This is a genomic window from Leifsonia sp. Soil_N53 (assembly GCF_057655165.1).
Genome location: NZ_JBDGMM010000059.1, coordinates 32482 through 54814 on the forward strand (window position 1 = coordinate 32482; position 22333 = coordinate 54814).

At 70.9% G+C, this 22333-nt stretch carries 30 protein-coding genes; 15 read left to right on the forward strand and 15 right to left on the reverse strand.

The genetic code is table 11. The annotated features are described in order from the left end of the window. Nucleotide 1 precedes the first annotated feature (1 nt). Genes AC3A3H_RS09490 through AC3A3H_RS09500 form a run of 3 tightly spaced genes read right to left on the reverse strand, consistent with a single transcriptional unit; the run spans nt 2 to nt 1474 of the window. Nucleotides 2-613, reverse strand: a complete 612-nt coding sequence (locus AC3A3H_RS09490) for a GNAT family N-acetyltransferase (RefSeq protein ID WP_487614316.1) — start codon at nt 611-613, stop codon at nt 2-4. A gap of 21 nt (nt 614-634) precedes the next feature. Next, the gene (locus AC3A3H_RS09495; protein WP_487614317.1) at nt 635-1231 is read right to left on the reverse strand and encodes a YdeI/OmpD-associated family protein; all 597 of its coding nucleotides are present in this window, start codon (nt 1229-1231) and stop codon (nt 635-637) included. Nucleotides 1232-1273: 42 nt separating this feature from the next. Further along, complete coding sequence (locus AC3A3H_RS09500; protein ID WP_487614318.1) at nt 1274-1474, reverse strand: hypothetical protein; 201 nt, start codon at nt 1472-1474, stop codon at nt 1274-1276. 175 nt (nt 1475-1649) lie between these two features. On the opposite strand from AC3A3H_RS09500, the gene AC3A3H_RS09505 reads away from it, so the two are divergent. The 3 genes from AC3A3H_RS09505 to AC3A3H_RS09515 all read left to right on the forward strand — a co-directional run bounded on the left by AC3A3H_RS09505 (nt 1650) and on the right by AC3A3H_RS09515 (nt 4463). Then, nucleotides 1650-2582, forward strand: coding sequence for an NAD-dependent epimerase/dehydratase family protein (locus tag AC3A3H_RS09505; protein WP_487614319.1), 933 nt, complete (start codon nt 1650-1652; stop codon nt 2580-2582). Beyond that, on the forward strand, nt 2579-3550 hold the full coding sequence (locus AC3A3H_RS09510) for an RNA polymerase sigma-70 factor (protein ID WP_487614320.1): 972 nt from the start codon (nt 2579-2581) through the stop codon (nt 3548-3550). Before AC3A3H_RS09505 ends, AC3A3H_RS09510 begins: the two co-directional genes overlap by 4 nt. A 67-nt stretch (nt 3551-3617) precedes the next feature. Then, complete coding sequence (locus AC3A3H_RS09515) at nt 3618-4463, forward strand: hypothetical protein (protein ID WP_487614321.1); 846 nt, start codon at nt 3618-3620, stop codon at nt 4461-4463. A 92-nt stretch (nt 4464-4555) separates the two neighbouring features. On the opposite strand, the gene AC3A3H_RS09520 is transcribed toward AC3A3H_RS09515, so the two are convergent. The 5 genes from AC3A3H_RS09520 to AC3A3H_RS09540 form a co-directional block, all read right to left on the reverse strand. Further along, the gene (locus tag AC3A3H_RS09520; RefSeq protein WP_487614322.1) at nt 4556-4822 is read right to left on the reverse strand and encodes a hypothetical protein; all 267 of its coding nucleotides are present in this window, start codon (nt 4820-4822) and stop codon (nt 4556-4558) included. A 7-nt stretch (nt 4823-4829) separates the two neighbouring features. Beyond that, entirely contained in the window at nt 4830-6767 is a 1938-nt protein-coding gene (locus tag AC3A3H_RS09525; protein WP_487614323.1) for an esterase/lipase family protein, read from the reverse strand. Nucleotides 6768-6966: 199 nt separating this feature from the next. Beyond that, the gene (locus tag AC3A3H_RS09530) at nt 6967-8334 is read right to left on the reverse strand and encodes an NAD-dependent succinate-semialdehyde dehydrogenase (protein ID WP_487614324.1); all 1368 of its coding nucleotides are present in this window, start codon (nt 8332-8334) and stop codon (nt 6967-6969) included. Between the two features lie 132 nt (nt 8335-8466). Further along, on the reverse strand, nt 8467-9774 hold the full coding sequence (locus tag AC3A3H_RS09535) for an APC family permease (RefSeq protein WP_487614325.1): 1308 nt from the start codon (nt 9772-9774) through the stop codon (nt 8467-8469). 116 nt (nt 9775-9890) lie between these two features. After that, nucleotides 9891-10271 (reverse strand): SHOCT domain-containing protein, encoded by a 381-nt coding sequence (locus AC3A3H_RS09540; protein ID WP_487614326.1) that lies wholly within the window; start codon nt 10269-10271, stop codon nt 9891-9893. Nucleotides 10272-10461: 190 nt separating this feature from the next. Between AC3A3H_RS09540 and AC3A3H_RS09545 the strand changes: the two genes are divergently transcribed. Genes AC3A3H_RS09545 through AC3A3H_RS09555 form a run of 3 tightly spaced genes read left to right on the forward strand, consistent with a single transcriptional unit; the run spans nt 10462 to nt 12171 of the window. Then, nucleotides 10462-11595: a M20/M25/M40 family metallo-hydrolase gene (locus tag AC3A3H_RS09545; RefSeq protein WP_487614327.1), complete on the forward strand. Its 1134-nt coding sequence runs from the start codon at nt 10462-10464 to the stop codon at nt 11593-11595. 23 nt (nt 11596-11618) lie between these two features. Continuing rightward, nucleotides 11619-11858, forward strand: a complete 240-nt coding sequence (locus tag AC3A3H_RS09550; RefSeq protein WP_487614328.1) for a hypothetical protein — start codon at nt 11619-11621, stop codon at nt 11856-11858. Nucleotides 11859-11880: 22 nt separating this feature from the next. Further along, nucleotides 11881-12171, forward strand: a complete 291-nt coding sequence (locus AC3A3H_RS09555) for a hypothetical protein (RefSeq protein ID WP_487614329.1) — start codon at nt 11881-11883, stop codon at nt 12169-12171. 18 nt (nt 12172-12189) lie between these two features. Here the strand turns inward: AC3A3H_RS09555 and AC3A3H_RS09560 are convergent, their stop codons facing one another. Then, nucleotides 12190-12462 (reverse strand): hypothetical protein, encoded by a 273-nt coding sequence (locus AC3A3H_RS09560; protein WP_487614330.1) that lies wholly within the window; start codon nt 12460-12462, stop codon nt 12190-12192. 37 nt (nt 12463-12499) lie between these two features. After that, complete coding sequence (locus AC3A3H_RS09565; protein WP_487614331.1) at nt 12500-12898, reverse strand: DUF7144 family membrane protein; 399 nt, start codon at nt 12896-12898, stop codon at nt 12500-12502. 191 nt (nt 12899-13089) lie between these two features. Between AC3A3H_RS09565 and AC3A3H_RS09570 the strand changes: the two genes are divergently transcribed. Both AC3A3H_RS09570 and AC3A3H_RS09575 read left to right on the forward strand, forming a co-directional pair. Beyond that, nucleotides 13090-13383: a hypothetical protein gene (locus tag AC3A3H_RS09570; protein ID WP_487614332.1), complete on the forward strand. Its 294-nt coding sequence runs from the start codon at nt 13090-13092 to the stop codon at nt 13381-13383. 30 nt (nt 13384-13413) lie between these two features. Continuing rightward, entirely contained in the window at nt 13414-14259 is an 846-nt protein-coding gene (locus tag AC3A3H_RS09575; RefSeq protein ID WP_487614333.1) for an SDR family NAD(P)-dependent oxidoreductase, read from the forward strand. Nucleotides 14260-14269: 10 nt separating this feature from the next. On the opposite strand, the gene AC3A3H_RS09580 is transcribed toward AC3A3H_RS09575, so the two are convergent. The 4 genes from AC3A3H_RS09580 to AC3A3H_RS09595 form a co-directional block, all read right to left on the reverse strand. Further along, nucleotides 14270-16024: an ABC1 kinase family protein gene (locus tag AC3A3H_RS09580; RefSeq protein ID WP_487614334.1), complete on the reverse strand. Its 1755-nt coding sequence runs from the start codon at nt 16022-16024 to the stop codon at nt 14270-14272. A gap of 4 nt (nt 16025-16028) precedes the next feature. Beyond that, nucleotides 16029-16631, reverse strand: a complete 603-nt coding sequence (locus tag AC3A3H_RS09585; protein ID WP_487614335.1) for a PadR family transcriptional regulator — start codon at nt 16629-16631, stop codon at nt 16029-16031. A gap of 150 nt (nt 16632-16781) precedes the next feature. Next, nucleotides 16782-17018 (reverse strand): PLDc N-terminal domain-containing protein, encoded by a 237-nt coding sequence (locus AC3A3H_RS09590; protein WP_487614336.1) that lies wholly within the window; start codon nt 17016-17018, stop codon nt 16782-16784. Between the two features lie 122 nt (nt 17019-17140). After that, a complete protein-coding gene (locus AC3A3H_RS09595; protein WP_487614337.1) occupies nt 17141-17563 on the reverse strand; it encodes a hypothetical protein in 423 nt (140 codons plus the stop codon). 62 nt (nt 17564-17625) lie between these two features. Here AC3A3H_RS09595 and mobA point away from each other — a divergent pair, with 62 nt between their 5' ends. The 3 genes from mobA (at nt 17626) to AC3A3H_RS09610 (ending at nt 19104) form a co-directional block, all read left to right on the forward strand. Continuing rightward, nucleotides 17626-18198 carry a molybdenum cofactor guanylyltransferase gene (mobA, locus tag AC3A3H_RS09600; RefSeq protein ID WP_487614338.1) on the forward strand — a complete coding sequence of 191 codons (573 nt, stop codon included), beginning with the start codon at nt 17626-17628 and terminating at the stop codon, nt 18196-18198. Then, entirely contained in the window at nt 18198-18443 is a 246-nt protein-coding gene (locus tag AC3A3H_RS09605; RefSeq protein ID WP_487614339.1) for a DUF6457 domain-containing protein, read from the forward strand. Before mobA ends, AC3A3H_RS09605 begins: the two co-directional genes overlap by 1 nt. A 133-nt stretch (nt 18444-18576) precedes the next feature. After that, complete coding sequence (locus AC3A3H_RS09610) at nt 18577-19104, forward strand: DUF1269 domain-containing protein (protein WP_487614340.1); 528 nt, start codon at nt 18577-18579, stop codon at nt 19102-19104. Between the two features lie 43 nt (nt 19105-19147). Here AC3A3H_RS09610 and AC3A3H_RS09615 read toward each other — a convergent pair whose 3' ends face one another. Further along, a complete protein-coding gene (locus AC3A3H_RS09615) occupies nt 19148-19642 on the reverse strand; it encodes a peptidoglycan-binding domain-containing protein (protein WP_487614341.1) in 495 nt (164 codons plus the stop codon). A gap of 137 nt (nt 19643-19779) precedes the next feature. On the opposite strand from AC3A3H_RS09615, the gene AC3A3H_RS09620 reads away from it, so the two are divergent. The 4 genes from AC3A3H_RS09620 (at nt 19780) to AC3A3H_RS09635 (ending at nt 22237) form a co-directional block, all read left to right on the forward strand. Continuing rightward, nucleotides 19780-19974, forward strand: a complete 195-nt coding sequence (locus AC3A3H_RS09620; RefSeq protein WP_185278140.1) for a hypothetical protein — start codon at nt 19780-19782, stop codon at nt 19972-19974. 52 nt (nt 19975-20026) lie between these two features. Continuing rightward, nucleotides 20027-20599, forward strand: a complete 573-nt coding sequence (locus tag AC3A3H_RS09625) for a mismatch-specific DNA-glycosylase (RefSeq protein ID WP_487614342.1) — start codon at nt 20027-20029, stop codon at nt 20597-20599. Nucleotides 20600-20985: 386 nt separating this feature from the next. Beyond that, complete coding sequence (locus AC3A3H_RS09630; protein ID WP_487614343.1) at nt 20986-21435, forward strand: DUF1801 domain-containing protein; 450 nt, start codon at nt 20986-20988, stop codon at nt 21433-21435. A 67-nt stretch (nt 21436-21502) separates the two neighbouring features. Beyond that, nucleotides 21503-22237: a hypothetical protein gene (locus AC3A3H_RS09635; RefSeq protein WP_487614344.1), complete on the forward strand. Its 735-nt coding sequence runs from the start codon at nt 21503-21505 to the stop codon at nt 22235-22237. Nucleotides 22238-22333 lie beyond the last annotated feature (96 nt).

Here is a 22333-nt window from a genome sequence, read left to right on the forward strand (position 1 = left end):
GTCAGGAGCGCACCGGGTCTCGCCACATCGTGGTGACGGCGGCGCCGTCGATCACCGCACGGAAGCCGCCCACCGGCCGGAACCCGGCGCGGACGTACCGATGGTCGTTCGCCGGGTTCGTCGACTCCAGGTAGGCGGGGAGCCCCGCGGCGTCGAAGCGGGCGAGGTCCTGCGCGAGCAGCAGCTGGCCGATCCCGTGCCCGCGATGGTCAGGATGCGTCGCGAGCAGGCTCAGGTACATGTGCGGCGGTTCGTGCGGATGCGCCTCCTCGAACAGGGTCCACAACCGCTCGTAGGCGGCATAGCGCTCGGGCGCGAGCGTCGAGGCCATCAGCTCGTCGACGGCGTGCTCCTGCTCGGGGGTGAGCTCGTCCACCCCCGGCGGCAGCCAGACCGCGACGGCCGCGACCTCCCCAGCCGGGCCGTCCGTCACCGAGACGGTGCCGTGGCCGACCGCGCCCGCCACGAAGAACCGCCAGAACGGGAGGAGGTGGCCCGTGCCGCCGTCCGCGGCGAGGAGCGCGGGACCCCACACCGGATCGCCGCGGAACGCCAGCGCGATCGTGGCGGTGATCGCGTCCACGTCCTCGGGGCGGGCGGTGCGTGTGTCCATAGCGGAACTGTACCCGCGGCGTTACTGCGGGTGCGGCGTCTCGCCCGCCTCCAGCATGCCGATCAGCTTCGCGAGGCGGTTGCCGCGGCTGGTCGCGCTCGGCGCGGTGATGATGCGGTGGATGACGGAGTAGCGGTTCGCCGCGTTGAGCGTCGCGAAGGTCGCTGCGGCCGCCGTCGAGACCTCCAGCGCCGCGGCGAGGTCCTCGGGGATCTCCGCCGTGCGCGACGAGGCGTACGCACGCTCCCAGCGGCCGTCGGACTTGGCGCGCTCGATCTCCGCGTGGCCGCCGGCGCGCATCCTGCCCTCGGCGATCAGCGCCTCCACCAGCCCGATGTTGCGCTGCGACCACAGCGACGCGGAACGCCGCGGCGTGAACCGCTCGACGAACGTCGTCTCGTCGCGGCTGCGCTTCTGCCCGTCGATCCACCCGCTGCACAGCGCCTCGTCCACCGCCTGCGCGTAGCTGAGGGAGGTCGGCTCGGTCGTGCCCTTCTTGGCCAGCACCAGCCACACGCCGTCGGAGGCGTCTTCGTTGGCGTCGAGCCAGGCACGCCAGGCGGCGGCGTCGGCGACGATCAGCTCGGTCGTCGCTGCGGAAGGTGCGGGCGGCGTCATGGACTCACCCTAGGGGTGGCCGCCGACACCCGGCGGCGCGCGTCACACGTGCAGCAGCACCAGCACGTGGTACACGACGAACGCCGGCCAGACGATGGCCTCCAGCAGTCCCCACACCACGCCCCAGAAGGAACCGTCGGAGACCGACACGAAGTAGACCGCCGCGCCGATGTACGCGATGAAGAAGAAGAATCCCCACTGGGCCGACTGCACGACCACCCGGCCCCGCCCGTTCTCGCTCATGGCTGCCTCCCGCTGTGCTCGCCGCCAGGTTAGCGACCGGAGGCGGCGGCGGGGATGCCCCGATCTGAGAGCGGGCAGCGGCGCTGCCCGGCCGGCGAGAGGCCATGTCACACCCACGCCCGCCATCCCGTCTGGAGGGGTGTACGCAGACAAGGTATCCAGGAAGGCGGACACGATGCGGGTATTCGTGGCAGGTGGGAGCGGCGTGCTCGGGCGGCGGCTGGTGCCGGAGCTCGTGGCGCGCGGCCACGCGGTGACGGCGTCGACGACGAGCGCGGCGAAGCTCGGGACGATCGCGGCGATGGGCGCGGAGGGCGTGGTCATGGACGGGCTGGACGGCGCCTCCGTCGGCAAGGCCGTGGCGTCCGCCGAGCCGGACGCGATCATCCACCAGATGACCGCGATCAACCCCGCGCACGCGGGCAAACCGGACCTCAAGCATCCGGACCGATGGTTCGCCGGCACCAACCGGCTGCGCACGGAGGGCACCGATCACCTGCTCGCCGCAGCGGAGGCCCAGGGCGTGACGCGGTTCCTCGCACAGGGGTACGCGAGCTGGAACGGGATCCGCGAGGGCGGCTGGGTGAAGACGGAGGCCGACCCGCTCGATCTGCTGGCGGGGACGCCCGCGGAGCCGGGGATGCGCGCCATGAAGCACGTCGAGGACTCTGTCGCCGCGTTCGGCGGCGCCGTGCTGCGCTACGGCTCCTTCTACGGGCCGGGCGCGACGGACGACCAGGTCGAGCTGGTGCGACGGCGCCAGTACCCGCTCGTCGGCCGCGGCCAGGGCTACAGCTCCTGGGTGCACCTGGACGACGCCGCCGCGGCGACCGTCCTCGCCCTGGAACGGGACGCGACCGGCGTGTTCGACATCGTCGACGACGATCCGGCGCCGGCGAACGAGTGGCTGCCGTACCTCGCCCAGGCGGCGGGGGCGAAACCTCCGTTGCGGATCCCAGTGTGGCTGGCGCGGATCGCCGCCGGCGACCAGGCTGTCATCATGATGACCGAGGGCCGCGGCTTCTCCAACGCGAAGGCCAAGCGCGTACTGGGCTGGGAGCTGCGCTACCCGTCGTGGCGGCAGGGCTTCGCGGAGGGGCTGAGATGAGAGCGGGCGCCGACGAGAGCTTCCAGGAGCTGCGACCCCTGCTCTTCTCGATCGCGTACCGCATCCTCGGCAGTGTGACGGAGGCCGAGGACGCCGTGCAGGAGACCTGGCTGCGCTACCAGGCGGCGGAGGTCGAGCCCGTGTCCGTCAAGGCCTACCTGTCGACCATCGTCACGCGCGTGTCGATCGACGTGCTCTCCTCGGCGCGGGTGCGGCGGGAGGCCTACGTCGGGCCGTGGTTCCCGGAGCCGCTGCTCTCCGACCCGTATCAGGACCCGGAGCGCTCGGCCGAGTTGGCGGACTCGCTTTCGATGGCCGCCCTCCTCCTGCTCGAACGCCTCACCCCGCTGGAGCGCGCCGTGTTCGTGCTGCGGGAGGTGTTCGCGTTCGACTTCCCGGCGATCGCGGCTGCGGTCGGGAGGTCGGAGGCCGCCTGCCGCCAGCTCGCGGTGCGGGCACGCCGCCACATGGACGACGGCCGGCCGCGCTTCGACGCCGACCGGGCCGAGCGCGAGGACCTCGCCGCCCGGTTCTTCGACGCGTTCCGTGTGGGCGATGTGGAGGCGCTCCGCGCGCTGCTCCTCGCCGACGTGGACATGGTGGGCGACGGCGGAGGCAAGGCGCCGCAATGGGCGCGGCGCATCGTCGGAGCGGACAAGGTGGCAGCGGTGCTGGTCGCGATGGCGGGGCCGTTCGCGGCGATCGGCGGGTCGGTCGAGCCGCACGAGGTCAACGGCCAGCCGGGCGCGGTCTTCCGCGACCGCGACGGCCGGGTGGTGAACGCGATGGTGCTGGAGATCGTCGGCGGCGGCGTCCAGACCATCCGCACCGTCCTCAACCCCGACAAGCTGGCGCACGTTGGCCCGGTCGCCGACGCCTGGGCGGTGCTTCGGGAGGCCAACCGCGCGCGCCTGGCCGCCGGCGGCGATCCACTGCCTCCGCTGGCCAAGCGCGTCCAGCCCGAGTGAGCCGCGGGTCGGCCCCGCGCCGCACCGACCTGTTCCGCACGCCCCGCGCCCCCGATACTCTCGGCTCATGGCCTCTGTCCCGCTGACCGACGCGCAAGTGCGCGAGCTGCGCGAGAAGTACGCGGCGGGCGCCCGGCAGGTGCAGCTCGCGGCAGAGTACGGCGTGCGCCAGAACACGGTGTCGAGCCTGGTGACCGGGAGGTCGCGGCAGGACGCCGGCGGCCCGATCATGCCGGGCAGGGCGCGCAAGGTGACGAGCGCGGAGGTCGTGGCGATCCGCGAGGCGGTTGCCGCCGGCACGGGGCGGGCGGAGGTCGCCGAGCGGTACGGCATCTCGCACCAGATGGTCTCCAACATCGCCTCCGGCCGCGCGTTCGCCGACGTCGGCGGACCGCTCACCAGCTCGGCGGCGACCCGCGCCCGGCCGCTGACGGTCGAGCAGGTGGAGCGGATCCGCGAGCGGGTCAAGGCGGGCGAGGACCGGCACGCGATCGCGGACAGCTTCGGCGTCTCGCACTGGACGATCGCGTCGGTCGTGCGCGGGGCGACGACCGGGGTGGAGGACGCGACCGGCGACGACTCCGACGAGGTCGTCCAGATGCGCCGGCTGCACAGCGCCGGGGTGTCGCAGACCGAGATCGCGCGCCGGTTCGGCACCAGCCAGCAACGGGTCAGCCTCATCGTGCGCGGGAGCTCGCACGCGCGGCACGGCGGCCCGATCGCGGAGGCGCACCGGAGGCGGCTCGGCGACGACGAGGTGCGCGGCATCCGCGAGGCGTACGCCGGTGGCACGCCGCTCGCCGAGCTGGCGGAACGCTACGACGTCGCCCCCGCGATCCTCCGGCTCGTGGTCACCGGCCGCACGTACGCCGACCGGCCGGGGCCGATCGCGCCTCCCGAGCCGCGCTCCTGACGGGCTACGGCGGCGGGAGCGCGCCCTGTTCCGGCGGCTCCATGGCCGCGGGCGACCCGGTCGCAGCCGCGGCCCCGGCCTCGACCGCCGCCTCAGCCCGGCGATAGTGGGGCGGCACCAGCCACAGCGCTGATCGACCCGGTCACCCGCTCGATCGCGAACAGCACGACGCAGAACGGCACCAGGAAGCTGCCCAGCAGGATGAGCGTCGGCGCGAGGTTGGTGTTGCCGGTGAACGCCGTGACGGGGATGGTGACGATCCACAGCCCGAGCCCGGCGAGGAGGGTCTTCCACCACCAGCCGTGGTGGTGGTGCGGGTGGTGCCGATCCTCGACGTTCAGGGCTTCAGCGGCGGTCATGCGGTGCCTACGCCTCGCGGTCCCGGTTCGTGATCGTGAACGTCAGCCGGGCGGCCGGCCCGAAGATCGGGAGCGCCCGGGCGGTCTCCGGGAGGTCGAGCACCGCGTGGATGACGTTCCGGTCCTGCGGGTCGGGGGTGAGTGCGAGCGCGTCGGTCATCTGGCCGAGCTGGTTGATCGCGCCGGGCACGGCGCTGTTCCAGCCTGTCCACGCCCCGAAGCGGCCGTCGGCCGACCGGCCGAGGTCGACGATGAGCACGTCCTGCCAGTCGCCGACCTGCTCCAGGTTGCTGGAGAAGTCGAAGACGCCGTTGCGGGTGATCACCTGGTAGACGCGGAGGGTGAGCGCGTAGCGGGAGAGGTCCCGGCTGAGCCGGGCGTAGTCGCCCGTGGCTGCTGTGGTGGACACGCCCGCGGCGGTCGCGAACTCGTCGGCGACGGCCGCGATCGCAGCGGTCGACACTCCGGGGAGCGTCGGATCGAGCGGGTTCTGCAGGGGGACGTCCTCCTCCCGGCCCGCGCCGGCGCCGGGCTCGTCGTCGTCCCCGCCGAACGACGCCACGAACCGGTGCCACCAGCCCTGGTGCTGGGCCGGCGCCGGCGCGTCCTCCGCAGCGGGCGCGGCGGCCGCCGTCACCGCCGGCCCCGGATCGTCGCCCACCCCCGGCGTCACGTGCGTCGGCGGGAGGTCGCTCGGCGGCTCCTTCGAGAACAGGAACGTCCCCACCAGCGGGATCGGCGCGTCGACCGAGTCCTCGCCCACGGCTCCCGGAGCGTGCTGCGCGATCTCGGCGTTGAGCTGCACCGGATTGTAGTGCGCCGCCTTCTGCTCGGTGATCAGCACCGACAGCCCGCGGATGGCCAACTGGAGGTCGGCCTGCCAGGCGACGTCCGGCCGCGCGGTGACGACCGAGGCCGGCGGCAGATTGCTGAGCTGCACCTGCACGGACCAGTGCCCGAACAGGAACCGGGACAGGTTCTGGTAGCCCTCCTCGGAGTTCACCTCGCCGTACGGGCCGGAGTGCGACTTGTAGACGAACGCCCGGTGGGCGCCCTTCACGTAGGCGTTCTCGATGAGCACGAGCCCGTCGCTGCGCGGCCCGACGCCCAGCTTCGCCAGGTTGTAGTCGTTCTGATCGGTGCCGATGATGCAGAACACGTCGTCCACGTCGAACACCGAAGCCGGGATCACGCGCGGGTCCCACGCCTCGCCGATCGGCTTGTCGCCGAACTTCTTGCCCGGCGTGAGGTAGCCGTACATCTTCGGCGGCGAGAAGATGTCCGACCCGGCCGGGCCGAAGGTCTCCATCAGCCAGTTGAGGAGGCCGCCGGTGAAGACGATCCCGCCGTGCGGCGTCGCGTAGGTGCAGAACTTGGCGACGAGGTCCTTCGCCGGGATGCGGCCGTCCTCCTCGCACACCTTCTGCATCATGCAGCGCGCGACCAGGCCGCCCATCGAGTGCGCGACCAGGAACACCTTCGGCGCCCCGGTCTTCTCGCGGACGAGCAGCACCAGGTCGTACAGCTCGCGCGCGGCCTGCTCGATGTCGAAGCCCTGGGCGCTGGTGTGCTCCCGGACGAGGTCCTCCGTCCAGGTGATCGCCCGGTCGAACAGGTTGCCCGTCCGCGGCGTCGGCGCCGCGTAGGTGGTGGCGGCCTCGTCGTAGAAGCGGTGGATCCAGATGGACTTCTGCGGCAGTGTGCCGTCGACGGCGGTCGCCAGCAGCTCCTTCTGGCTGCCGCGCACCAGCACCTGGTACGCACGCTCCCCCAGCAGCCGCAGCAGCGGACCCTCGAACTGATAGAACAGCGGATCGCCGTCGCCGTTGACCCGGGTGTGGGTGGCGCCCTCGTTGAAGCCGTAGAAAGGATCGTTGACCGTGGAGTCGATCTGACTGGTGGGGCCGGCATACCCGCGGCAGTAGACGATCGGCAGCTCTTGCACGGGGAAAGGGTCCCGCCGATCGTGAGGAAGTGTCAAGACCGCCTGTTCCACCCCACCCCGCCCCAACCCTCCTGCAGGAGTGCGACCGACGCGCCACGGATCTCCTTCCCAACCCCGTTCGGCAGGAGATCCGCCGCGTGTCTCCTGTACAACACAGGAGGCCGGCCGCGCGTCGCGACCGGCCTCCTGTGGACAGACCTCAGCCGCCGATGCGGATGAGCTTCTTGTTCACGAACTCGTCGGCGCCGAAGCGGCCGAGCTCGCGGCCCGAGCCGGAGCGCTTCACGCCGCCGAAGGGCAGCTCCGCGCCGTCGGCGAGCACGACGTTGACGAAGACCATGCCGGCCTCGATCTGGTCGGCGACCCGCAGGGCCTGCTCCTCGTCGGTGGTGTAGAGGTACGAGCCGAGTCCGAACGGGGTGTCGTTGGCGATCCGCACCGCGTCCGCCTCGTCCTTCGCCCGGAACACCTGGGCCACCGGCCCGAAGAACTCCTCCTTGGAGGCCGGGTTCTCCGGGGCCACGTCGGTCAGCACGGTCGTCTCGAAGAACGCACCGTTGCGGCCGCCGCCGCGCACCAGCGTCGCGCCGTTGGCGACGGCGCGCTTGACCTGCTCATCGAGGCCCTCCGCCGCCTTCAGCGACGAGAGCGGGCCCAGGGCCGAGCTCTCGCTCGTCGGGTCGGAGGCCTCCACCTCGGCGAGCTTGGCGGTGAACTTCGCCAGGAACGAGTCGTACAGCTCGTCCGCGACCACGAACCGCTTCGCGGCGTTGCAGGACTGTCCGCTGTTGTCGAGACGGGCGTCGACGGCGTTCTGCACGGTCGCGTCCAGGTCGTCCGTGGAGAGCAGGATGAACGGGTCGGAGCCGCCCAGCTCCAGCACGACCTTCTTGAGGTTGCGGCCGGCGATCTCGGCGACAGCGGCGCCCGCGCGCTCCGAGCCGGTCAGCGACACGCCCTGCACCCGCGGGTCCGCGATGACCTTCTCGATCTGGTCGTGCGACGCGTAGATGTTGACGTACGCACCCTCCGGGAAGCCCGCGTCGAGGAACATCCGCTCGATCGCGGCGGCCGACTCGGGGCACTGCTCGGCGTGCTTGAGCAGGATGGTGTTGCCGATGATCAGGTTCGGTCCGGCGAAGCGGGCGACCTGGTAGTACGGGAAGTTCCACGGCATGATCCCGAGCAGCACGCCAAGCGCCGAGCGGCGGACGACCGCCGAGCCGGTGCCGTCGAGCAGCTGGATGGGCTCGTCCTTCAGGAACTCCGACGCGTGGTCGGCGTAGTACACGTAGATCGCCCCGGCGAAGTCCACCTCGCCGAGCGCCTGCTCGACCGGCTTGCCCATCTCCCGCACGATGATGTCGGCGAGCTCCTGGCGGCGCTCCACGTGCAGTTCTCCGACCCGGCGCACCAGGGCGGCGCGCTCCTGCACGGTGGTCGCCTTCGACCAGGTGCGGTACGCGTTCTCGGCCGACGCGATCGCGGCCTCGAGACCGGCGTCGGTGATGGTGTCGAAGGTCTTGACCGTCTCGCCCGTGGCGGGATTGGTCACGGCGTAGCTCATGTTGCTCCTTATTCCTACAGTGACGGGGTCGTGGCCCTGGGTGAACGTGGCGGAGCCTCGGAGGAGGCCCTCGATACGACCCTACGGGTCCGGTCGCGGCTCGCGCTATGCGCTGCGGCCAGCGGGCCGCGCCTACGCCTTCTCCCTCACCCCGGTCGCGCGCGCCCCCCGCCCGGCCGCGCCCTTCCACCCGAAGTCGATCACGACCGCCAGCACCAGGATCCCGAGCAGCGCGAACGCGGTCTTCGGTTCGTCGACCAGGGTCGTGGTGCTGAAGATCACGAACGTCCCGAGCGTCGCGATCAGCCCGACGAGGAGCACCACGAGGTTGCCGCCGGTCTCGCGCCGGATGCGCAGGTGGCCGATGCTCACCGCCGAGAACACCAGCAGGGCGACCGCACTGCCGATGGAGGCGATCGCGTTGAGATCGAAGAACGACACCAGCAGGATCGCCAGCACCGCCATCACCACCAGTCCGGCCGGGAACGGTCCCCACTTGCGGCCGAAGAACGTCGGGAACTGGCCGACCCGCGCCAGGTGCTGGGTCATCCCGATCGACGGGTACAGGCCGGCGTTCACGGCGCCGGTCGTCGAGAACAGCGCCGTCACCACCATGAGCACGTAGCCCGCCTGGCCGAGCACCGGCTTGGCCGCCTCGGCGAGCGCCGTCGACCCGTACTTCACCACCTGGTCCGCCGTGAGCGTGCCGAACACGCCGAGCGACACCGCGACGTACACCGTCGTGGCGACGAGCAGCGCGATGTAGATGGCCTTCGGGAGCTGCCGCGCCGGGTCCGGCAGGTCTTTCGCCGTGAACGTGATGACGCCGAAGCCGAGGAAGGCGAAGAAGGTGAGCGCGACGCTGGAGATGATCTGCTGCCACCCCGGGTAGCCCGACGGGGCCAGGAGGGCCGGGTTCCAGTTGGCGATCGTCACGACGGCGAACAGCACCAGGATGACGAGCACCACGCTCACGATCACCGACTGCACGCGCGCCACCGCGGCCGACCCGATCGTGTTCAGCCCGCTCATCACCAGGATGAGCAGAACGCCGAACACCTTCGCCCAGGTGGGGTCGGAGTGGGTGACGACCGAGCTGGCGTAGCCGCCGAACGACGTCGCGATCATCGCCACGACGATCGAGCCCGCGGTGAAGAACAGCCACGCGCCGATCCCCGCGACATGGCCCTCCCCGTACCCCTTCGACAGGAACGTGAGGATGCCGCCGCCCGAGGGGAACTTCGACCCGAGCTTCGCGAACGAGTAGCCCTGCAGGAGGGCGATGATCCCGGCGATGAGGAACGACAGCCAGACCGCCGCTCCGGCCACCGCGCCCGCCGCGCCCAGCAGCGCGAAGATCCCCGCGCCGACCATCGAGCCGACGCCGATGTACGTCGCCTGCAGCACGGTCATGCGCTTGGCGCCAGGTGTTGCGCTCATGTGGATCCTCCGATCCCCGCTCCACCTCGCCGCTGTCGCGGAGGCGACCGAGTCCGCGGGTGCCGCCGCCAGGGGTTGGACGGCCGCGGCACCCGACGTCAATCAGTTCGAGCCGGCTACCCCAGCGCCCGCGCCTTCAGGTGGGCGAACTCGTCCTGCGAGATCGCGCCGGAGTCCAGCAGCGCCTGCGCCTTCGCGATCTCGTCGGCCGGGCTGCTCGTCGAGGTGACGTCGCGGATGTGCGCGTCGACCGCGGCCTGCGTGTCCACGGCCTCCTTCATGCTGCGCTCCGCCATTCCGCGGCCGCGGGCGATGAGGTAGATCAGCGCGGTCAGGAACGGCACGAAGATCAGGAAGATGATCCACACCGCCTTCCACCAGCCGTTGAGCTTGTGGTCGCGGAACAGGTCCCCGATGATCGCGAACAGCGCGAACAGGTACGCCACGAACGCGAAGCACCAGAAGAACAGCCAGACGGTACTCCAGAAGTTGCTCATTTCCGTTCCTCCCCTGTCGTGCCGGCCCACTGACCGGCGACCGGAATGTAACCCTGCGCGGCTGTTTCTGGCTACACCCGGTTTCGCGGCGTGTGAAAACGTCGGGATCCGCGAATTTGCCCTATTCCCAATGCGGGCGCCGTGCTGCATCCTGTGGCCGAACACGCCAGGCGGAGCGGGGAGGCCGACCATGGAGACCGCGCTCGTCATCATTCAGGGCTGCGTCGTCATCGGCGCGATCGTCCTCGGCGTCCGGACCGGGGGGATCGGCCTGGGGCTCTGGGGGGTCGTCGGGACCGCGGTCCTCGTCTTCGTCTTCCGGCTGCCTCCGGGGTCGCCGCCGATCGACGCCTTCTTCATCATCATCGCCGTCATCACGGCGTCGAGCGCCATGCAGGCAGCGGGCGGCATCGACTACCTGGTGTCGGAGGGCGAGGAGGAGACGATCTCGCACCTGGAGGCCTTCGTGGAGGCCCACCCCGAGCTGTTCGCCCGCGACGCCGCCGTCATCGCCGACATCGGCGGACAGGAGGTCGGCCGGCCCGGCCTCACCGTCGCCCTGCGCGGCGACGTCGCCTGCACCGTCACCGTCCGCACGCTCGCGAACCCCGTCCACTCCGGCGAGTTCGGCGGGGCGGCGCCGGACGCGGTGACGGCCATGATCCGCATCCTCGACACCCTGCACGACGAGAACGGCGACACGGTGATCCCCGGCGTCGACTCCGGGCGATGGGACGGGGCTGCGATGGACGAGCCGGTGTACCGGGAAGGGTCGGCCATCCTCCCCGGTGTCGCCTTCCTGGGCACCGGCTCTTTGGCCGACCGGGTCTGGATGAAGCCGTCCGTGACGGTCCTCGGGATGGACCTCCCGAACACGGCCGAGGCGTCGAATGTGCTGCTGCCGTCGGTCACGGCGAAGCTGTCGATGCGCATCATCCCGGGTTCGGACGGCGACGCCCAGCTGGAGGCGCTGATGGCGCACCTGCGGTCGCAGCGGCCGTGGAACTGCGTCGTCGAGGTGGAGAAGGTGAAGGTCGGGCACGCGTTCCGGGTGGACGAGAGCCACCCCGCGATCCCAGCAGCGATGGACGCCCTGCGGGAGGCCTACGGACGGGAGGTCGAGTCGATCGGCAGCGGCACCTCCATCCCGCTCGTCGCCTCGATCAAGAAGGTCGCGCCGGACGCGGCCATCCTGCTGTGGGGCGCGGAGGACACCAAGCAGTCGCGCATCCACGCCTCCGACGAGTCGGTCGACCCGGACGAGATCGAACGGATGATCGTGACCCAGACGCTGTTCATCCGGAAGCTCTCGGCCGCGATGTAGGCCGGGCGGGACAGGGGCAGTCGATGCGGGAATTGGCCGGATTCGCGGGGGCCGTGGCCCTCGTGGCCCTGGTCGCCCTGGCGACGGCTCCCGGCCCCGCGCTGGGCACGGTCCGGCTGGTCGACGCACTCATCGTGCTGCTCTCCGCTGCGGTGTGCGCGTTCTGCGCGGGGGTCGCGGAGGTGCGGCGCAGCCGGTCTGCGGCAGCCCTCCCGGGCGACCAGGTGGGCTTGGGCGCGCAGCGGGATGAGGCCGTTCGGTAGCGAGAGTGTGTAGTTTGTTCCCATGACGGACCTGCCGGACGCGCTCCCCGCCGACTACGACCCCGCGCACGTCTTCCGGGTGGTCGCGATGCCGCTCGATCGCGGCTGGGGCGTCTGGCTGCGCGCGGCCGACGACAGCGTCATCCACAGCTTCGGGATCGGACTGCCCCCGGGGATGCCGTTCCGCCCGGACGTGCTGGAGGTGCTCGGGCCGGTGCTCAACCTCCAGTTCAAGCTGGCGTACATGGACGACTCGGCCTGGGACGAGCTCGACAACCACTGGTCGGCGGTCGTCTACGAGTACACGCGGTAGCCCCGCACTGTCCTCCGCTCAGTCGTCGGGCGTCGACACCTGCCTGACGCCGTCCCCGTCCGCCACGGTCCCCGGCTCGGTCCCTTCGTAGAGGTAGGCCGCCGCCTCCGGCCACGCGCTGGCGTCCACCAGCCGGAAGACATCGACGGCGGCCGCCCCTTCGAACGCCGCGGCCGCCCGGATCACGGCCGGCGGCCCGGCGCCCACGATCGGGAGACGCTTGCTGAAGCTGTCGACCGACTCCCCGGGGTACAGGAACACCGCCACGAAAGTGGCCTGCGCGTCGCCCATGACCCGGCCCCGGCTGTCTTCGCGTTATCGCGCGTCGCTAGTTCTTCAGCTCCCGTCCGTGGACCGTCACCGCGTAGATGACCAGGATGTCGACGGTCACCATCACGATCGACCACCACGGCTGCGCGGGCAGCGACATGAGCTGCGTGACCGCGTTCAGCGCTGCGATGACCACGGCGAACACCCGCGCCCACATCGCGCCGCGCAGCAGGAACAGGCCGGCGAGCAGCAGCAGGACGCCGATGATCAGCGACCACCAGCCCCACAGCGCTACGTTGAACGAGGCGACCGCGGTGGAACCGACGAAGTACGCCGTGTTCGGCCCGATGATCGCCATGATCCCGTAGAAGATGTCGATCGCTGCTCCGATGAACAGCATGATCGACGCGAAGTACGCCCATCCGACCCAACCGGTCGTCGCTCGAGCCTCGGTCATTTCCGGCACCCCTCTCGTCGCCGCCGCGGACCCGGCCGGGGCTGCGGCACCCCGGGGGACGGCCTCCCGGCTCCCCCGTGGCGGCATGATGCACCCGCCGCCGCCGACTCGGCAATACGTCGATCGGCGTCGCCCGGGGGACAAAATACCGGGAATAGCCAAACCGGTCCCGCAGGATGCACAATCCGGTCATGAGCGAAGCCAACGCCACAGGCCCCACCGCCCTCGGCCCCGGCACCACGCCAGGGGGGATCCCACTCAAGCTCCACTTGAACGAGCCGGAGTACGCCGCGCTCGTGCGGATCGCACTGCATCGACACACCACAGCGTCGCACCTCGTCGAGACGCTCGTCCTGCGGGCACTCGAGCACGCGGACGTGCCGCCGCCCGCGGACTCCTCCCCGAAGCGGTCGCACACGACCTACGACGACGCGACGCGCGGATTCACGCGGGACGGGGAACGAGTGACGCTGCCGGAGCACTGAGGAAGCCGGGCGCGGTGGCAGGATGACACCGTGACCGAATCCATCCTCCTCGTCACCGGAACGTCCTCCGGTATCGGCCTCGCGACCGCCGTCGCCGCCGCACGCCACGGGCTCACCGTCGTGGCGACCATGCGCGACCTCGGCAAGGCGTCTGCACTGCAGGCCGAGGCCGACGCTGCCGGCGTCACGCTCGACCTCCAGCCGCTGGATGTGACCTCGCCGGCCTCGATCGCGGCCTGCCTCGACCACATCCGGTCGACTTACGGGCGCCTCGACGCCCTCCTCAACAACGCGGGCTCCGGGCATCTCGGGACGGTGGAGCTGGAGTCCGTCGACGACGTGCGCGCCGTGATGGAGGTCAACTTCTTCGGCGTCGTCGCCGTCACCAAGGCCGCCCTGCCGCTGCTGCGGGAGAGCGGCGGCCGTGTCGTCACGGTCTCCAGCGTCGGCGGTGTGGTGGGCCAGCCGTTCAACGAGGCGTACTGCGCTGCGAAGTTCGCCGTCGAGGGCTTCATGGAGTCGCTGACCCCGGTCGCCGCGACGGTCGGCGTCGGCGTAAGCGTCGTCGAGCCCGGAGCCGTGACGACGGAGTTCGTCGCGAGCGTGCGGGCGCAGGAGCCGCCGGCTGTCGCGGGCACGCCGTACGAGGGCGCGCTGAGCGCCTACCTCGCCCGGACTGCCGCCGCGTTCGACCCTGCCGCGGCGCAGACGCCGGAGGGGGTGGCGGCGGTGATCGTGGAGACGCTGACGGCGGCCGAGCCTCCCGCGCGCGTTCAGACCTCGGAGGCGGCTCGCCGCTTCGCGGGCGTCAAACTCGCCGACCTCGACGGCGCCCACGTGCAGGCCGTGACCCGGCACTGGGTGGCCGGGGCCTGACGCGAGAGGGCTACCGCCGGCGGCCCCCGACGACCACGTAGATCAGCGGGAGCGCCGAGACGCTCATCAGCACGATCCCGAACGCCGGCACGGTCGGCAGCAGGACCGCGCCCGCGACCAGGAACCCGCTGAACAGCACCGCCGCGATGAGCCGCCGGGTGACGCGTTCGAGCCGCCCGATCCGCTGGTCGAGCGCGGGCGTCTTGACCGAGAGGTTGCCCTCCTCGATCCGGGAGACGACCGCGTCGAGGCGTTTCGGCAGCCGCACCGCCACGCCCGCGATCGACACGGCCTCCTTGAGGGCGTCCTGCACCAGGTTGCCGCTCTCGTCGCGCAGCAGTTGCGTCGCGTATGGCTCGATCGAGTCCCACAGGTTGAACTCCGGGTCGAGTGCGCTGCTCACCCCGGACGTCAGCGACATCGCCCGGACGATCAGGAGGAAGTGCTCGGGCAGCTGGAACGGCAGCGACCGGATCACGTCTCCGAACTGGATGGCGAAGTCGCGGAACTCCCGCTGGTCGACCTCCCGCAGCTGGGCGAACCCCATCCCGCCGAAGCGGGCGAAGAGCTGCGTCATCGCGCGTTCGAGCTCGCTCGTGTCGGAGGTCGGCAGCAGCACCCCCACCTCGCGCATCGCGTCGACGAGCCCCTTGCCGTCGCGGCCCGCTGCGGCGATGAGGAGCTTGCGGAGGCCGCGCCGGGTGCTGTCCGGGACCTCCCCCATCATCCCGAAGTCGATGAACGTCAGCTTCCACGGATGGGCCGTGGTCGCGTCCATCCCGTCGGCGGCGAGCGTGGGATCGGGCGTGACGAAGATGTTGCCCGGGTGCGGGTCGGCGTGGAAGAACCCGTTGGTGAAGAGCTGGTCGAACATCACCGACGCGAACACCGGCGCCACGTGGGCCGGGTCGATGCCCGCCGCGCGCAGGGCGAGCGTGTCGGTGATCTTGATCGCCGTGACGTCTTCGAGCGTGAGCACGCGCCGGGTGGTCCGCTCCCAGACGACCTCCGGAACCGCGACGCGCGGGTCGTGCGTGAACTCCTCGGCGAACCGTGCGGCGCTCCTGGCCTCGTGGAGGTAGTCGATCTCCTCCAGGCTGGTGGCCGCGAACTCCTCCACCAGCGCCGGCATGTCCACGCGCTCGGACACCACGCGTACCCGCTTCAGCCAGCCGCCCACCCGACGCAGCGCCGCCAGGTCGACGTCGACGATCGCGTCGATTCCGGGCCGCTGCACTTTGACCACGACCGTGTCGAGACCGGTGTCGTCCCTGTCCTGCTCGGCGAGCCGCGCCCGGTGCGCCTGGCCGAGGGAGGCCGCCGCGACCGGCACCGGGTCGATGGCCTCGAAGACGCGCTCCAACGGCATCCCGAGTTCGGCTTCGGCGAGGCGTTTGATCTGGTCGAACGGGACCGCGGGCACCTCGTCCTGCAGCCCTTCGAGCTCCTTGGTGATCTCGGGCGGCAGGATGTCGAGCCGGGAGGACAAGAACTGGCCGACCTTGATCATCAGCCCGCCGAGCTCCACCGCGAGGTCGTGGAACCGTCGCGCGAACCCGGTGAGCCGCTTGGTGCGTCCGCGTTCACTGAGGCGGGCGAGCCCGATGCGCGGCAGGAAGAGGTCGTACCACCAGATGTGGATGAGGTTGCGCGCGGCGAACCGCAGGATGCGGCGGTACCGGGCCCGGGTGTCCCCCGAGCCCGTCACCGCCGTCGTGTTCCTTCGTGTCGTCGTGCCGGAGCCGGCCGCTTCGGGCGCCGCCACCCGCTCAGTCCTGGGCGTCCTGGGCGAGGATCGAGTACAGCTTGCGCCGCGCCTCGTCGAGCACCGCGACGGCCTCCGTGATCTGCTCGGGCGTGCCGGAGCGCCGCACCTGGGCCGCGGCCTGCGCGAGCGCCACCCCGGCCTTCGGGAGCTCGCCGTCGAACGGGTTGTGACCGCCCGTCCAGTTGCCAGGCCCCCAGCCTCCGCCTGCTCCGGCGCTCTCCTTCTGCTCGTCGGGCTCCCACGGCGCGGGCCCGGCCTCCTCGGCCGCTGCCTTGCCCTCCTCCGTGAGCGCGTAGGTCTTGCGCCCGTTGGACTCCTCTGCCGTGATGAGCCCCTCGTCCGCGAGCAGCTGCAGGGTCGGGTAGACGGAGCCGGCGGACGGCTTCCAGCTCCCGCCGGTGCGCTCCTCGATCTCCCGGATGATCTGGTATCCGTGCATGGGCTTCTCGGTGAGCAGCGCGAGCACGGCGGACCGGACGTCCCCGCGCCCCATGCGCGTGTTGACCTTCTTCTCGAACTGCGACCGCAACTGGTCGAAAGCCTGGAACAGGCCATCGGGATTCATGTTGCCCCAGCCGCCGCCGCCGGTGAATGTTCCGCTCATGATGCGCCTCCTGATGAAGAATCGGGTGAGTCGGTAACGATAGTCAACGATATATCGTTGAGCTGCCGCGAGGGAAGGGTCTGTCAGCTCTCGTTCAGGTCGCGACGCCCGGCGTAGACCGTCGCGACTCCTCACGGGGCACCCTCGCAGCTAGCCTGTCACCCCGCCGGCCGATCCGCCCTCGCGCAACGACCGCCGGCCGATGGCGAACCACAGGATCGCACCGACGATCGGGATCAGCGTCACGATCACCACCCACGCGACCACCGGCCCGGCCGCGGCCTTCGACTTCGCGATCTGGACCAGCGCGACCACCCACAGCACGAACGGCACGATCCAGAACGAGAGCACGATCATCACGTGCCATCCGGTGAGTCCATAGAACATGTCGAGAACCATACCGAACAGTAGGGAAACACTCGACCTCCGAACCGCTCGCCCCGCCTCCCCGACCGTGGCAGGCTGAACCTCGTGGCCCTCACTCCCCCGCCGCCCGCCGCGATCGTCGCCTACGCGCGATGCGCGACGTAGACGATCGCGAAGTCCCAGACCTCCGCGGCCAGCCGCACTGCGAGCACATCGCCGCGTTCCTCCCACTCACGCTCGGCGACCGGATCCTTCCACGGCTCTGCCGGCCCGACCGCGGCTTCCCACTCGTCGTACCACTGACGAAGGGTTTGGGTGAGGTCGGGGCTCAAGCCGAAATCCTCGGGACCGGCCGTGTAGCCGACCGACGCGTCCCAGAGCGGCCAGCGGTGGCCGTGATCGGGAAAGAACCGGACCACGCGCAGATCGCCGAACCGGCGCATCGACTCGCGGAGAACCGTCGACGCCGGATCGCTGAATGCCGGAATCGGCAGCTCCACCTGGGTGACCGGATCGACGACGATCCCCCTCGTGTCGAAGTCGGCGCCTCTTATCTCGCGGTCCATGCATCCACCCTGCCATCTGCCACGACTCGCTCCGCCAGCCGTCCCGTGGCAGGCTGAACCTCGTGGCCCTCACTCCCCCAGCGCCCGCCGCGATCGTCATCGCCGGCGGCCGCTCGACCCGTTTCGGCAGCGACAAGCTGCTGGCCGAGGTCGCCGGGCGCACGCTGCTGGAGCGCACGATGGAGGCCGTCGGCGCATGCGCGACGGTCGTCCTGGTGTCGGCGGCCACCGAGACGGTGCCGCGCGGTGTCGTCACCGTGTCCGAGTATCCGCGGTGGGGCGGGCCCTGCGCGGCGATCGCGGCCGGCGTGGCTGCGCTGCCGGGCGAGCTGGACGAGACGCTCATCGTCTCCGCCGACCTCGCCCGTCCGGCCGACGCCGTCGCGGCGCTGCACGGGATGGTTGCGGGCGTGCTCGCCGACGAGGGCGGCAACGCCCAGTGGCTGCTCGCGCGCGTCCCGCTCGCGGCGCTCCGCTCCCGGCTCGCCGAGCTCGACGCGAGCGGCGGCGCCGGCGGCCTCCCGGCTCGGGCGCTCATCGAGCACCTCGGCCTCCCGATCGTCCCCGCGCACCGCGACGCCGTCGCGGACATCGACGAACCGCACGACCTCGAACGACTGAAGGAGCGACCTTGATGGAACCCCAGGAACTCGACGCATGGGCCGGCGCCGCGGCGCGACGGCTGGGCGTGACCCTCGAACCCGGCGACGTGTCGGCGCTGCTCGATCTCGCCAGGGACGCCGCGCACGGGGTGACCCGTCCGGCGGCGCCGCTCACGGCCTACATCGCCGGTGTCGCGGTGGGATCGGGGCGCACTCTCGAGGATGTCGCGCGCGAGCTGCGGGTCGCGATCGCGGAGGTCGAGCAGGGCGAGGCCTGAGCGCGTCGGACCCGTCATCCGCGCCGATCACTGCCGGCCGAAACCGAGGACTGTTGCAGCGACGTCGCCCGGCGCTACCGTGCGCGTGACGCCGCGGTCCCGCGGCGGAGGATGACACCCGACGGGAGTGGACATGGCTGACAAGCCGTACATGGCGATCGCGGCGCAGTACGCGAGCGAGGACGAGGCGGTCGCGGATTTCGACGCGCTGCACGCGCACTACAAGGACGCCGGCAAGCACGCGGCTTTCGACGCGGCGGTGGTCAACCGCGACAAGGAAGGCAACGTCACCATCCCGAAGCGGGACGACGGGAACAAGCACCACGGCGGCAGGAAGGGCCTCGCGATCGGCCTCGCGGGCGGCCTCGTCGTCGCGCTGTTCCCCGCGGTGGCGCTCGGCGGCGCCCTCCTGGTCGGCGGCGGCGCCGGGGCCGGGATCGGCGCGCTGGCCGGGCACATCAAGAACAAGGCGTCGGCAGAAGACCTCAAGGAGATCACCGAGACCCTGCACGCGGGCAGCTCGGGGATCGTCGTGGTCGTCGACCCCGCCGAGGCCGACGAGGTCGCGGGGCTGCTGACCCACGCCACGGGCGTCACCCGCAAGGAGCTCGCCGTCGACGAGGACTCGCTCGACGATGAGGTCTCCGAGGCGAACGACTAAGGGCCCGAACCCGCCGGAGGCTCCGACTCCGGCGGGTTTCCGGTCAGGAGGTCACGTACTGCAACCCGACCGCTGTCTCCAGCGTCGCGCTGGCCGCGTGGAGCGAAACGCTCCAGGTCTGGTCGCCGACCACACCGTCCACCGCGACCCCGCCCCAGCCCTGGAAGGCCTCCACCGAGGCACGGGTGTGCGGCCCGAAGATCCCGTCGACGCCGCCCGGCCCGACGCCTCCCCACTGGTCGGCGCCGTTGGTCAGGATGGTCTGCAGGCTGGAGACCACGGCACCGGTGGACCCCTCGCTCAGCACCGGCATCGGCCCGCCGTCGGGCAGGGCCGCCCAGGTGAGCGGTCCGACGATCCCGTCCGGCGTCAGCCCCGCGCCGCTCTGGAAGTCCACGATCGCCGCGCGCGTCGCCGGCCCGAAGATGCCGTCCACGGTGATCCCGAGGTTCGGCGTGCGCCGCACCGCGCGCTGAGCGCGCCGAACGGCCTCGCCGGTGTCCCCCTCCTGCACCGTCGGCTGCCCTGGATTCGACATGATGGCTCCTCTCGCCAGGCGCCGCCAGTGTCGCAGACCGCCCTGTCTACGGCAAGGTCCGCGCGGCCGTCCCGCCGTTCTGCGGCCTGCCCGCGTGGCCGCGCGTGTACCGCGAACGGGGGGCATACCGTGGGTGCATGGCGATCAGGATCGAACTGCGGACGGCGGACTGCCCCGTCTGCGGAAAGCGCATGGACGGCACGGTGAAGATGCTCGGCAACCCGGGCCAGGCCGGCTTCCGCACGGCACCGCAGGATGTGCACTGCGTGTCGGGCTGCGAGCGGGCCCTCGGCGACAACCGGGAGCGGATGCTGGGGGTGTTCCAGGAGTAGATTCGGAGCCGCGCGACCGGCCACGCGAGGCAGGCGCGCTCAAGGAGGAGGCGTGACCTTCACGCGTGCGGAGCTGCTGACGTTCACCGGACGCACCCTCCCCGACCTCATCCCGTCGCCGACGCGGCTCCTCGTCGTCGGCATCAACCCCGGACTGCTCACCGTGGCGGTGCAGGCGCATTTCGCACGGCGCGGCAACCGGTTCTACAAGGCGCTGCACCTCGCCGGGATCACCGACCACGTCATCGACGCATCCGGCGGTTTCCGCCCGGAGGATGTCGCCCAGCTGGAGAAGCTCGGCATCGGCATCACCTGCATCGTCCCCGGCGCCACCGCTCGCGCGGACGAACTCACCCCCGAGCAACTCCGGGAGGGTGGCGCCGCCCTCCGACGCCGCGTCGAGCCCCTGCGGCCGAACGTCGTCGCGATGCTCGGGGTGACCGCCTACCGGGTGGCATTCGGTGAGCCGCGGGCGACGGTGGGGCGGCAGCCGGGCGACTGGGGGTCGTCGCAGGTGTGGGTCGTCCCGAACCCGAGTGGGCTGAACGCCCACTCGAGCCTCGCGGACCTCGCCGCCGCGTACCGGGAGGTCGCCGTCGCGGCCGGCATCCCCGTCTCTCGTTGAACGACGACCAGAAGAACGCCTTGGGTCCTGATGTCGTCGGCGGCGCCCCGACCGCGCTCGGGAACTGCGCGGCGAGCGCCGGATTCTGCGGCCCGGTCATCGTCGTGCTCGCCGGGTCTCCGGCCGTGTTCTCGATGCCCTCGAGTGGGAGGTCGGGGTTTCCCAGCTGCGGGGTCTCGTGATGCGGTGCATGGTGGTCGTCGACAGTCATGCATCTCTCGCTTCCCGTTTCGTCGTGTACGCCGTTCACAGCGCATCACGCGCCGCCGCGGCCAGGGACGTTCCACTCTCGCGCCGGGACTGGCCTCCGACTGAGCTCCCCGCCGGCGTGCGCGTCCGTTACCGTGGATGCCATTGCCAGGACCTGCACACAGGGGGACGAACCAATGACGAACACGGACGACGCCGGCACCTTCACCGCCGAAGAGCGAACCGCGATCAAGCGGCGCGCCGCCGAACTGAAGGCGGAGGCCAAGCGCGCGAAGTCGGCAGACAAGGCCGCCGCAGAGGCTGCGGAGGTTCTCGCGACGATCGCCGGGATGCCCGCCGGCGACCGCGAGCTGGCGGAACGCCTCCACGCGATCGTCGCGGAAACCGCACCCGACCTCGCGCCGAAACTGTTCTACGGCCAGCCCGGATACGCCAGGGACGGCAAGGTCGTGGTGTTCTTCCGCAGCGGCCAACAGGACAAGGAACGCTACTCGACCTTCGGGGTGAGCTCCCGCGCCGCGCTCGACGACGAGAGCGGGCTGTGGGCGACGTCGTACGCGCTCATCGAGCCGACAGAGGAGGCGTGGGAGCGCATCGCCGAGGTGGTGCGGCGGGCGGTGGGGTGAGGGTCTAGGCGCATTCGGAGTCCGTCGATGAGTGCCCTTCGGGAAGCACGCATGCCAGGCTTCGCTTGTGAGCGACGAGAACTGGTGGGAACTGCAGGTCGGCGAAGACGGGGAGAAGCAGCGCATCCCGATCACCGAGGTGGGTGGAAAGGTTCGGGTTGCCGTCGGTGAACCGGGAAAGCGGTCGAGCATCTGGTCCATCCTTGCTGGACGGAACGCCAGTTGTGTATATGTCTTCGCTCAAAACATGAGCCGCGTGCAGAAGTTCTCGCTGCATGAGTCCGGGGTGTGGCGCTACGCGTACACCGATGAGTTCTGGGAAGACCCGGAGAACGCGGAACTGACCGATGAAGGTCGCAAGGATAGGCTCATCGACCGGTGGCAACGTCCTGACGAAACACCGGTGCGAGGCCCTTCCATTCGTGTTCGCGCCGAGGACGTGACCGCATTGGACGACTCGACGCTACGGCGACCGCAGCGAGTGGAGTGGCTCCCGGCACCTCCCGACGGCATGGCGACGGCAATCGAACTCCTGTTCTTCGAGACGGACACCCTGTTTGAGTTGAAAGGAGTACGGCCGATTGCAGGCCTCCTGCTGGCCAGCGGCGAGGCCCTGCTCGTGTTGGAGCGCCCCTTCGAGGTGTTGCCCGAAATGAACAGCTCCATTGACGAATTGACCCGGAAAGCAATTGTCGAGTTCCCTGCCGAACTGGTCGCCCGTCGCGGGGAGCCCGGCCTACGAATGGGAATCTTCGGCCAAGACAACCTGGATCACCGGTTCGTCTGGGACACCGCGTTCTAGCGACCGGCGAGCAACCACGCGCATAGGTGATGCCCCATCTCGCCCGGGCTACCGGCTAGCTATCGTGAAGAGTGGCTTGGGTTGCGCACGCCGCGA